This window comes from Pseudomonas sp. PS02303, from assembly GCF_029959925.1.
Taxonomy (GTDB): Bacteria; Pseudomonadota; Gammaproteobacteria; order Pseudomonadales; family Pseudomonadaceae; genus Aquipseudomonas; species Aquipseudomonas mandelii.
On record NZ_JASCOM010000217.1, the window covers coordinates 1 to 9900 of the forward strand.

Here is a 9900-nt window from a genome sequence, read left to right on the forward strand (position 1 = left end):
GCTCGCGATGGCGGAGTGACATTCAGCACTGAAGGCACTGATACACCGCCATCGCGAGCAGGCTCACTCCTACAGGGATCTGCGGTGTTTTCAGTAGTCGAAGAACACCGTCTCGGCATCGGTGCCTTGCAGGATCACATTCCACTGATAAACACCCGACGCATCCTGCTTCGCCAGCAACGTACCCCGGCGCTCGGCCGGCACACACTCCAGCAACGGGTCGTCGACGTTCGCCGGTTCGCCCTCAAAGTAAATCCGCGTCAGCAAGTGCTTCACCAACCCGCGAGCGAACACCAGCACCACCAGGTGCGGCGCCTGGGTCGAGCCCTTCAGGCCTTCCACCGTTCCGGGTTTGATCGTGGTGAAACGAAAGCGCCCTTCGGCGTCCACCGGCACCCGGCCGAAGCCTTCGAAATTCGGGTCCAGGGGTTTGGCCTGGTCGTCTTCGGGGTGGTCGTACTTGCCGGCAGCGTTGGCCTGCCAGACTTCCAGCATCGCGTCGTTAACGAAATCGCCATTGCCATCGACGACTTGCCCGGTGATCGCCACGCGCTCGCCCAGGGTTTGTTCGACCGTCAGGTCTTCGCGGTTCAGCCAGGTCAAACCAATGTGGTAATACGGCCCGACGGTGTGGGATGTGGTCGCGTTCAGCGTCATCTTATTTCTCCATCGGCGTGGCTTCACGGCCGCGCAAGACGATGTCCCAGCGATAACCGAGGGCATAGGAAGGGATGGTTTTTTCCAGGTCGAAACTGGCGATCAAACGCTCTTTGGCGCTGGTGTCCGGTACGCAGTTGTAGATCGGGTCATATGCCAGCAGCGGGTCGCCGGGGAAATACATCTGCGTGACCAGCCGCGTCAGGATGCTCGGCCCAAACAGCGAGAAATGAATGTGCGCCGGACGCCAGGCGTTGTGGTGGTTGCCCCACGGGTAAGCGCCGGGCTTGATGGTCTGGAATTGATACCAACCATCGGCGTCGGTCACGGTGCGACCGGTACCGGTGAAGTTCGGGTCCAGCGGCGCGTCGTGCAGGTCGCGGGCATGGTTGTAGCGCCCGGCGGCATTGGCCTGCCAGATCTCCACCAGAATCCCCGGCACCGGCAAGCCGTCTTCATCCAGCACGCGGCCGTGGATGATGATGCGCTCGCCCAACGGTTCGCCCGCGTGCTGCACCGTCAGGTCGTTGTCCTTCTCGTTGATACGCTCGGCGCCGATGGTCGGGCCGGTAATTTCCGACAACGAATGCGGCAAAAACACCAACGGCTTGGACGGCGCGCGAAGGTTGGTGGATTGATAAGTCGGGTGCAGGTAGTCCGGCTGGGTGCCTTCCTGCGGGCGACGGTAACCAGGCTTGTCAGTCATTTCGCTTTCCTCTGTTCTTATTAGTCTGCCGGGCGTCAGACGCGTTCGATGGCCAAGGCCAGACCCTGGCCGACACCGACGCACATGGTCGCCAGGCCTTTGTTGCCGCCCGTTTTTTCAAGCTGATGCAACGCGGTCAGGACCAGGCGCGCACCGCTCATGCCCAACGGATGGCCCAAGGCAATGGCGCCACCGTTCGGGTTGACCTGGGCCGCGTCGTCCGCCAAGCCCAGCTCACGCAGTACCGCTAACCCTTGGCTGGCAAAGGCTTCATTGAGTTCGATCACATCGAAATCGCTGACGGCCAGCCTGAGGCGCTCGGTCAATTTGCGCACCGCCGGTACCGGGCCGATGCCCATTACCCGTGGCGCGACACCGGCGCTCGCCATACCCAGCACTTTGGCGCGGGCGGTCAGGCCGTGTTTCTTCACTGCTTCAGCGGAGGCCAGAATCAACGCTGCTGCGCCGTCGTTCACACCGGAAGCGTTGCCGGCGGTGACGGTTTTGCCTGGACCGTTGACGGGCTTCAGCTTGGCCAGGGTTTCCAGCGTGGTGTCGGCACGAGGATGCTCATCCTGGCTGACGACGGTTTCGCCTTTCTTGTGGGCAATCCGCACTTCGACGATTTCTTCAGCGAAAAATCCTGCAGCTTGCGCGGCGGCTGTGCGCTGCTGGCTGCGCAGGGCGAAAGCGTCCTGATCCTCGCGAGACACTTCGTAATCGTCGGCCACGTTGTCGGCGGTCTGCGGCATCGCATCGACGCCGTATTGCGCTTTCATCAACGGGTTGATGAAGCGCCAGCCGATGGTGGTGTCTTCCAGCTTCATGTTGCGCGAGAACGCCGCATCAGCCTTACCCATCACGAAGGGTGCGCGGGACATCGACTCGACGCCGCCGGCAATTGCCAGCTCCATTTCGCCACTGGCGATTGCGCGGAAGGCGGTGCCGATCGCATCCATACCCGAGGCGCAGAGGCGATTGAGCGTGACGCCGGGAATGCTTTCCGGCAGCCCGGCCAGCAACAGCGCCATGCGGGCGACGTTGCGGTTGTCTTCGCCGGCCTGGTTGGCGCAGCCGAGGAACACCTCGTCCACTGCGTTCCAGTCCACCGACGGGTTGCGTTCCATCAAGGCCTTGATCGGCACGGCGGCGAGGTCGTCTGCACGCACCGCTGACAAGCCGCCGCCGAAACGGCCGATGGGGGTGCGAATCGCATCGCAGATATAAACGTCGCGCATCACGCTTCTCCCGGTGTCTGACCGTGGGCGGCGGCGGTGCGGGCTTCCAGGTCCCTGAGCGCCTTAAGCTCAACATCCGTTGGCTCAGCCGTATTTTCGACATTTCCTGCGAAGCGAATTGCCCAACCGGTGGCGGCAATCACTTGCTCGCGAGTCACGCCCGGGTGCAGCGCGGTGACCACGAATTCATGGGTGTCCGCTTCGGGCTCCATGATGCACAGGTCGGTAATGATGCCGACTGGCCCGGCGCCCGGAAGGCCGAGACGCTTGCGCGAATCACCACCCTCGCCATGACCGACCGAGGTGATGAAGTCGAGTTTGTCGACGAAGGAGCGCGCCGATTGCTTGAGAATGATGAGTACGCTTTTCGCCGAGCCGGCAATTTCCGGCGCGCCACCGGCACCGGGCAGGCGGACTTTCGGTGCATGGTAATCACCGACCACAGTGGTGTTGATGTTGCCGAAGCGGTCGACCTGCGCGGCGCCGAGAAAACCGACGTCAATGCGCCCGCCCTGCAACCAGTAGCGAAAAATCTCACCGGTCGGGACGACGGTGTCGGCGGTTTCCGCCAGTTCGCCGTCACCGATCGACAGCGGCAGTACGCTTGGCTTGGCACCGATCGGACCCGATTCGTAGATCAGGACCACATCCGGCGAAGACGTCAGGCGCGCCAGGTTGGCGGCTTTCGACGGCAGGCCGATGCCGACGAAGCACACCGAACCGTTCTTCAGGCGGCGAGCAGCGGCGACGGTCATCATTTCGTTGGTGGTGTAAGTCATTACTTGGCCTCCGAAGCAGCGGCCAGTTTGGCCTGGAACTCGCTGAAGTCAGCGCAGCCGTGGATGTATTCGTCGATCCACGCGGTGAAGGTTTCACGGTCGCGGGCAATCGGGTCCCAAGCCTGGTAGAAGCGGTTATCGCGCTCGTTGTAACCGTGGGCGTAGGACGGATGCGCGCCGCCAGGCACATGGCAGACCGCGCTCAAGGCCCAGGTCGGCAGCACGCAAGAATTCATTGGTGCATTGAGGTCGTCGACGATTTCCTCGACGGTGACGATGCAACGCTTGGCCGCCAGCGCGGCTTCTTTTTGAACGCCGAGAATGCCCCATAGCAGCACGTTGCCTTTGCGGTCGGCTTTCTGCGCGTGAATCACGGTGATGTCCGGGCGTACCGAAGGCACGGCGGCCAACACTTCGCCGGTGAACGGGCAGGTGACGGTTTTGATCAGCGGGTTGACCTTCGGCAAGTCGGAACCGGTGTAGGCACGCAGTACCGCGAACGGTAGGCCGGAGGCGCCAGCGACGTAGGCATTGGCCAGGTCGGCGTGGCTATGCTCTTCGATTTCCAGCGCGTGCGGCCACTGCTTCTCGACCGCGTCACGCAGACGGTGCAGCGAACCGACACCCGGGTTGCCGCCCCAGGAGAAAATCAGCTTGCGAGCACAACCGGCGCCGATCAACTGGTCGTAGATCAGGTCAGGCGTCATCCGCACCAGCGTCAGATCTTTCTTGCCCTGGCGAATGATTTCGTGACCGGCCGCCGTAGGGATCAGGTGAGTGAAGCCTTCGAGCGCGACGGTATCGCCGTCGTTGACGAATTGCTTCACCGCGTCGTGCAGCGAAAGGATTTCAGCCATGGGGCAGGCTCCCGTTTGTGATGAACCGACAGTGGTAGAAAAAGGCGCGATGCGCAGCGCCGGAATGACTGAAGGTTAAGCCTGTGCAAAACACCAAACAATCCGATAATCGACTAAGTGTTCGTTTATCGAACATATTGTTGTCTCACTATCGATCCCAAAAAGCATCGCTGGAACGCCGCCCGGAGCCGGCTCACTCCTACAGGAGAACGCGATTGACTGTAGGACCGAGCCTGCTCGCGAAGAGGCCATCAAACCCGCCGAGGATTCCGGAGCCTGGACTCAGGTCGCATCCGCATGACTGACCATGCCCTTGATCACCACCGCCATGGTTGCCAACGCCGCCGGAATCACCAGCGCCGTCAGCACCTGTTCAAAGTTCCAGCCCAGGCCCAGCAATGTCGCACCCATCCAAGCCCCGAGAATCGCGCCGAAACGGCCAATCCCGAGCATCCACGACACCCCGGTCGCTCGCCCTTGAGTCGGATAAAACCGCGCTGCCAGCGACGGCATCGCCGATTGCGCACCGTTGACGCACATCCCGGCCACCAGCACCAATGTCGCCAAAATCGTGATATTGCCCAGGCTCTGCCCTACCGCGTAGGCAAACACCCCGGCCAGCAGGTAGAAAATGCCGATGACCTTGTGCGGATTGAACCGGTCCATCGCCCAGCCCACGCCCACTGCGCTCAACACCCCGCCAAACTGGAACAGCGCACCAATGAACGCCGCTTGTTCCATGCTCGCGCCACTGTCACGCATCAGCGTCGGCAGCCAACTGGTCAGCAGGTAAACAATCACCAGCCCCATGAAGTAGGTCAGCCACAACAGCAAGGTGCCGGTGCTATAGGTGCCAGAGAAGATCACCGCGAACACGTTGCGCGCCTTCACGGTTTTTTGCTCCGGTACGCTGAAGCTCGACGCCTGAGCGACGACGGTCGGATCGATCGGTGCGAGAGCCTTGCGCACTTTGTCGGTGCCACGGTTGCGCACGACCAGGTAACGCGCCGATTCCGGCAGCCAGAACAGCAAGACGACGGTCAGGATCAACGGCAGAATCCCGCCGATCAGTAGCAGACTGTGCCAGCCGAAGGCCGGAATCAGCTTGGCCGAGATAAACCCACCACCGGCCATGCCGAGGTTGAAGCCGCAGAACATGCTGGTCACCAGCAGGGATTTTTTGCGCTCCGGGGTGTATTCCGACAACAGCGTGGTGGCGTTCGGCATCCCGGCGCCAAGGCCCAGGCCGGTGAGGAAGCGCAGCACCAGCAGTTGATCGACGTTGGTGCTGTACGCCGAGGCCAGGCTGAAAGCCCCGAACAACAATACCGCGCCGACCAGTACGACTTTTCGCCCAAAGCGGTCAGCCAAGGGACCGGAGCCCAGTGCGCCGAAGACCATGCCGATCAGCGCGGCACTCATCACCGGGCCGAGACTGGCGCGATCAATGCCCCAGTCCTGGGACAGGGCCGGCGCGATGAAGCCCATGGCCGCGGTATCGAGGCCATCAAGGAAGACAATCAGGAAACACAGGATCACCACTCGCCACTGGTAGCGCGAAATGGGTTGAGCATTGATGAAGGACTGCACGTCGAGGCAGTTTCCTACAGCAGACTGAGGCTGGTTCATTATTTTTATTCCACGCAAGAACGCAGTCGGACAGGTGCCAGCTCAGGGCTGGCGCTGCCGCGACAGTAATGATCCCGGGGAAACAGCGTCAATTCGATAAACGCGAGTCTGTGCGTTTATCGAACAGCTTAGGCAAACAACTGGGCGCTGAGGTCACGGCTGGCACTTAACAAACCGGGCAAGAAACGCTGCTCCAGCTCGTTGCGGCTGACTCGTCCGGCGTGGGTACTGACGTTGAGCGCGGCCACCACCTGGCCCGAAGCGTCGTACACCGGTACGGCAATCGAACGCAGGCCCTGCTCCAGTTCCTGATCGACGATGCACCAGCCTTGTTGCCGCACTTCCTGCAGACATTCGAGCAACGCCTCGGGTGTGTGCAAGGTTCGGCTGGTCTTGGCCTGGAACTCCGCATGGTCGAGGTATTCGCGCAGCGAGGTGTCGTCCAGCGCCGCAAGAAGAATCCGGCCCATCGACGTGCAATACGCTGGCAACCGCCCGCCTACCGACAGGTCGACGGAAATCAGGCGTTGGGTGGTCGCCGAGCGGGCGATGTACAAAATGTCGTCGCCCTCCAGCGTGGCCATGTTGCAGGCCTCGTGAAGTTGCTCACTCATACGGTCCAGATACGGCTGGGCGGACACCGCCAAAGGCGTTGAGGACAAATAGGCATGGCCCAGCGTCAGCACTTTGGGCAGCAGCGAATAGGTCCGACCGTCGGTGGTGGCATAGCCGAGTTTGATCAGGGTGTGCAGGCAACGTCGCACAGCGGCGCGGGGAATTTCCGTGCGGTGGCTGATCTGGGCAATGGTCAGGTGCCGTTTGCGCTCCTGGAACGCTTGAACCACCGCCAATCCCCGAGCCAGGGACGTCATGAAATCCGGATCGCCGGTCAGGGCCTGGATTCGCTTGGCGGGCGAGGCCACGATCGGCGGCGCCACTGAAGCGAAGGAATTGCGCATTTGATCGTTCATATCAGGTCCTTTTCCCACACGGATCAGCGGCTATTACAAGCGGCTTCGGGTCCGGCACACAAGCCACAGGCCGCAAGATTGGGCGATTATCGAACCATCGACCGATAATCGCAATCGACCTCACAGGCGATGGCTACCTGCGCGCGCTGATTTGCGCAGCGCCCGCAACATGCTTTTATTCTTTACTGATTAAGGGCTGATGTAGTGGGATTAACTTGTTCGACTTTATGGCGTCAGAAAGACATCGTTGCACTGTGACATCACCCCCACCCTAGTTACCTCTGAAAGTTGTGAGTAACAAAACAATCACACAGGTAGAACTACTTTTAACTCTCAAGCGATAGTGTTCTTCGGATCGACCGCTATAATGCACCTCAGTGGCGAAGCGGTTTTTACGTGCCGATCCCGCTACCCGGCAGCCCGGTATTCTATCGTCGCTGCCTGCAGCAAGCGCTTGACGCTCATTTCATATGCTCCGCCAACGCGCTCGCTGAAACAGGTAACTGATGCTACGTCAGCTGTTTTTCTCTGGTGCCGTGGCCGCCTGCAACATGGAAGTATTTTTCGCACGCCGTAAAAACGATGCCTTTATCGGGTATTGGCCTTTCGACGGGTGTGGTCAATAGGTTCCATGCAGCGCGTTTCACCAGAATTTATCTCAACTCATACAGGTAGCACTGTGACGAAAGACGAACTGCGCGCGGAACTTGAGCGCCAGGAACAACGTTACAAGGAAGTTTACGGCGGGGAAGTCACCACCTACGCCGCTCAGCCCGAACCCGAACGCAAACCCTGGCGTAAACGCGCCACCGTTCAGGATCAGGCATTCACCCAGGAATTGCAGAAGATGGAAAAGGAACTCAAAGCCGAAGAACCCTGAATACCTCGGCCTGAATCCTTCAAGGGTCTGCATCGGCACCCGTTAAAAGCGGGGTGTTCTGATGATGCCTTTCGCGCCCGCTACAAGCGGGCAGCGGTCACCTCACCCTACGGATGAGGCAAATGGCACTTGCCTGACCCTCTTCTCAGATATTTCACACAAGTGTTCAAGCCTCTCGGCCTCACGAGAGAAACCCTTGTGGCTGCGGCCTTTTCATCTGAATTCAATGACTTGCAAAACCCGGTAAAAACCTCGGCGATAGGCCATCGTCACAAATTAATTCGTTGAAGAATGTTACCGATGAGCACCTAGTGCATCGATTTGCAGTCTTTTCTGGCATAATCGCGCCCCCTTATGACCGGGTCAGAAAACCTTCATGATCGATTTATTCAGCGGACTTGATGCTTGGGTGCTTGTGAGCCTCTTGCTCGCCCTGGCCTTTGTCCTCGCCTTCGAGTTCATTAACGGCTTTCATGACACCGCTAACGCGGTGGCCACCGTTATCTACACCAAAGCCATGCCGCCTCATCTGGCGGTGTTCTTTTCCGGTGTGTTCAACTTTCTCGGCGTACTGCTGGGCGGTGTCGGCGTGGCGTATGCCATCGTCCACCTGCTGCCGGTAGAACTGCTGATCAATGTGAACACCGGTCACGGGCTGGCCATGGTGTTCTCGCTGCTCGCCGCCGCCATCACCTGGAACCTGGGCACCTGGTACTTCGGTATCCCGGCCTCCAGCTCCCACACGCTGATCGGTTCGATCCTCGGTGTCGGCCTGGCCAACGCGTTGATCAACGACATTGCGTTGGCCGATGGCGTGAACTGGCAGAAAGCGATCGACATCGGGGCGTCCCTGGTGTTCTCGCCGATGGCGGGTTTCCTGGTCGCAGCGCTGATATTGATCGGTCTTAAATGGTGGCGTCCTCTGTCGAAGATGCACAAGACACCGGAACAGCGCCGCAAGATCGACGACAAGAAACACCCGCCGTTCTGGAATCGCCTGGTGCTGGTGATCTCGGCCATGGCCGTGAGCTTCGTGCACGGTTCCAACGATGGCCAGAAAGGTATCGGCCTGATCATGCTGGTGCTGATCGGTATCGTGCCGGCGCAGTTCGTTCTCGACCTGGGCAGCACGACCTACCAGATCGAACGGACCCGCGATGCGACGTTGCACCTGAGCCAGTTCTACAAGCGTAACGCCGACACCTTGGGCGAGTACCTGGCCCTGGGCAAAAGCGTGGAAGGCGATCTGCCGGAGAAATTCCGTTGCAACCCGCAACAGACCGAACCGACCATCACCGCCCTCCTCGACACCCTTAAAGGTGTAGCGGATTACCACTCGCTGTCGCCGGAAAGCCGCATCGAAGTGCGTCGTTATCTGCTCTGCCTGGATGACACGGCGAAGAAAGTCGGCAAGCTGCCTGGCCTCGCTGCCCGTGAAAAGGCTGACCTGGACAAACTGCGCAAAGACCTGACCACCACCACCGAATACGCCCCGTTCTGGGTGATTCTGGCGGTCGCCCTGGCCCTGGGCCTGGGGACCATGGTCGGCTGGAAACGCGTGGTGCTGACCATCGGCGAGAAGATCGGCAAGCAGGGCATGACTTACTCCCAAGGCATGTCGGCACAGATCACCACCGCGAGCCTGATCGGCATGGCCAACATCTTCAGCCTGCCGGTCTCCACCACCCACGTCCTGTCCTCGGGTGTGGCGGGCACCATGGTCGCCAATAAAAGCGGCCTGCAAGGCGGCACCGTGAGAACCATCCTGCTGGCCTGGGTCCTGACCCTGCCCGCGACAGTGGCCTTGTCGGCCGGCCTGTTCTGGCTGGCATCGAAGGCACTGGGCAGCTGATACATGGCTGCGACAAAGAGGCGCGTTCCGTAAGGTTCGCGCCTTTTTTATGGCCTGCAGCTCGGCATTGCCGGGTCTGTTGAAAGAGATGGTTGGCCGTGAGGACGCCTTCGCGGGCAAGCCTCGCTCCTACAAGGGGTTCGGTGTACCCGCTTCGCTCCTCACCACTCATTAGGCCGAGCGTTAGCTCGCCTGCTCTTGATCTGCCCGCCCCTTCGGGAGGCTGAGTGGAGGCGTTCATCTGGGGGGGGGCGCGTAGCGCCGTGCGGCGAAGCCGCACACATCGAGAGGAGGTCGAAGCGAAGCCGACCGGAGGCGATGCCCCCAGATG

General features: G+C 60.5%; 9 protein-coding genes. 2 read left to right on the top strand and 7 right to left on the bottom strand.

Annotated features, from left to right (window positions below; all coding sequences use genetic code 11):
• Positions 1-90: 90 nt before the first annotated feature.
• The 7 genes from pcaG to pcaR all read right to left on the bottom strand — a co-directional run bounded on the left by pcaG (position 91) and on the right by pcaR (position 6837).
• Positions 91-657 carry a protocatechuate 3,4-dioxygenase subunit alpha gene (gene pcaG, locus QMX98_RS27840; protein ID WP_077749557.1) on the bottom strand — a complete coding sequence of 189 codons (567 nt, stop codon included), beginning with the start codon at positions 655-657 and terminating at the stop codon, positions 91-93.
• Between the two features lies 1 nt (position 658).
• Entirely contained in the window at positions 659-1363 is a 705-nt protein-coding gene (gene pcaH / locus QMX98_RS27845) for a protocatechuate 3,4-dioxygenase subunit beta (RefSeq protein ID WP_010462543.1), read from the bottom strand.
• A gap of 35 nt (positions 1364-1398) precedes the next feature.
• A complete protein-coding gene (pcaF, locus tag QMX98_RS27850; protein WP_193385797.1) occupies positions 1399-2604 on the bottom strand; it encodes a 3-oxoadipyl-CoA thiolase in 1206 nt (401 codons plus the stop codon).
• On the bottom strand, positions 2601-3380 hold the full coding sequence (locus QMX98_RS27855; RefSeq protein ID WP_010462546.1) for a CoA-transferase subunit beta: 780 nt from the start codon (positions 3378-3380) through the stop codon (positions 2601-2603). Before QMX98_RS27855 ends, pcaF begins: the two co-directional genes overlap by 4 nt.
• Entirely contained in the window at positions 3380-4237 is an 858-nt protein-coding gene (locus QMX98_RS27860) for a CoA transferase subunit A (protein ID WP_282411696.1), read from the bottom strand. The genes QMX98_RS27855 and QMX98_RS27860 overlap by 1 nt, the downstream gene beginning before the upstream one ends.
• A 282-nt stretch (positions 4238-4519) precedes the next feature.
• Complete coding sequence (locus tag QMX98_RS27865) at positions 4520-5866, bottom strand: MFS transporter (RefSeq protein ID WP_282411697.1); 1347 nt, start codon at positions 5864-5866, stop codon at positions 4520-4522.
• A gap of 128 nt (positions 5867-5994) precedes the next feature.
• Positions 5995-6837 carry a pca regulon transcriptional regulator PcaR gene (gene pcaR, locus QMX98_RS27870; protein ID WP_010462552.1) on the bottom strand — a complete coding sequence of 281 codons (843 nt, stop codon included), beginning with the start codon at positions 6835-6837 and terminating at the stop codon, positions 5995-5997.
• Positions 6838-7516: 679 nt separating this feature from the next.
• On the opposite strand from pcaR, the gene QMX98_RS27875 reads away from it, so the two are divergent.
• A complete protein-coding gene (locus tag QMX98_RS27875; protein ID WP_007935837.1) occupies positions 7517-7717 on the top strand; it encodes a hypothetical protein in 201 nt (66 codons plus the stop codon).
• Positions 7718-8093: 376 nt separating this feature from the next.
• Positions 8094-9569, top strand: a complete 1476-nt coding sequence (locus tag QMX98_RS27880; protein ID WP_010462556.1) for an inorganic phosphate transporter — start codon at positions 8094-8096, stop codon at positions 9567-9569.
• Positions 9570-9900: the final 331 nt, after the last annotated feature.

Coding starts and splice junctions, on each gene's coding strand:
- pcaG (WP_077749557.1), bottom strand. CDS start 657: ATGACGCTGAACGCGACCACATCCCACACCGTCGGGCCGTATTACCAC.
- pcaH (WP_010462543.1), bottom strand. CDS start 1,363: ATGACTGACAAGCCTGGTTACCGTCGCCCGCAGGAAGGCACCCAGCCG.
- QMX98_RS27855 (WP_010462546.1), bottom strand. CDS start 3,380: ATGACTTACACCACCAACGAAATGATGACCGTCGCCGCTGCTCGCCGC.
- QMX98_RS27860 (WP_282411696.1), bottom strand. CDS start 4,237: ATGGCTGAAATCCTTTCGCTGCACGACGCGGTGAAGCAATTCGTCAAC.
- QMX98_RS27865 (WP_282411697.1), bottom strand. CDS start 5,866: ATGAACCAGCCTCAGTCTGCTGTAGGAAACTGCCTCGACGTGCAGTCC.
- pcaR (WP_010462552.1), bottom strand. CDS start 6,837: ATGAACGATCAAATGCGCAATTCCTTCGCTTCAGTGGCGCCGCCGATC.
- QMX98_RS27880 (WP_010462556.1), top strand. CDS start 8,094: ATGATCGATTTATTCAGCGGACTTGATGCTTGGGTGCTTGTGAGCCTC.